The sequence below is a fragment of the Pyxidicoccus fallax genome, from assembly GCF_012933655.1.
GTDB classification, from domain to species: Bacteria; Myxococcota; Myxococcia; order Myxococcales; family Myxococcaceae; genus Myxococcus; species Myxococcus fallax.
Window position 1 is genome coordinate 1 of the sequence record NZ_JABBJJ010000723.1, and the last position, 1034, is coordinate 1034.

Consider the following 1034-nt stretch of genomic DNA (forward strand, 5'->3'; position numbering starts at 1 on the left):
GGGTGGGCGGCTGACGCCGGTGGGGACGGCTACTGCGCGGTGGCCGCGTCGGAGGGCGCGGCGGCGGTGACGATGCGCACCTTCGGCCAGAAGCGCGCGTCGTGCACGCCGTCGAGCGAGAAGACGCGCTTCTTCGCCTTGCTGTCGTAGACGCGGGCGGACGCCTCGGAGGCGATGAGCAGCAGGGGCCCGCGCGTGTGTACCACCACGGCCGCGGTGGGGGCGAGGCTCAGCGCCTCCGGCTCCACGAGCCGGTCCTGCGACTCCCAGCGCAGGGGCGGCATGAGCACGGGCAGCTCTCCGGCGGCGCGCCACGCGTAGAAGGGGCCACCGTCCGTCTCCAGGGAGACCCACTCGCCGAACTGCGAGTGGCCCTTGTCCGGCACCACGGCGTCGAGCCGGGCGGCGTCCTCACTGCCCTCGGGCAGCGCGGTGGGGGCGGGGGCGTAGGGGTCCACGCCGGAGGTGGAGGACACCAGCGTCCCCGCCGTGGTGAGCGCGCCCGTGCCGGCGGCGGCGTCCGAGCCATAGACGGTGGCCACGGTCTCCAGGCGCTTCCAGGTGTCACCCTCGCGGCGGAAGGCGTGCGCGAGGCCGGGGCCGCCCTCGGGCTCGGTGATGGGGATGCGCTGGCCCTCGAAGAGGAAGAACTCCGCGCCGCCCTCGGTCCGGCGGATCAGGTCGTCCACCTGGGAGACCAGGGCGAGGGGGTTGTTGGAGGCGTCGAAGCCGATGGTGTCCGCGTGTCCCACCTCGGGGAGCGGCAGCGGAGTGCCCTGGCCGGCCTGGAGATCGACCAGCCAGGCACGGGGCTTCACGGCGCCGCCGCCCCGGTCCACGAGGAGGCCCTGACGGCCGTCGGGGCTCCACGCGAGGCGGACGCGCCCACACGCGGCATCCACGGTGAAGAGGTCCTTGCGAGCGCCGGCGGTGTCATGGCGCGTCCAGGTGCAGCCCGAGGGCTTCGCGTCCTGGAGGTAGGAGAGGGTGAACGCCGGGACGGGGGCGGCCTTCACTTCCGCCGAGGTGGGGGC

Annotated in this window: 1 protein-coding gene; it reads right to left on the minus strand. The window is 74.8% G+C overall.

Translation table 11 applies throughout. The features are described from left to right. Positions 1 to 29: 29 nt before the first annotated feature. Positions 30 to 1034 (minus strand): hypothetical protein (locus HG543_RS53815; RefSeq protein WP_169352696.1); only part of this gene is annotated, 1005 nt, incomplete at its 5' end.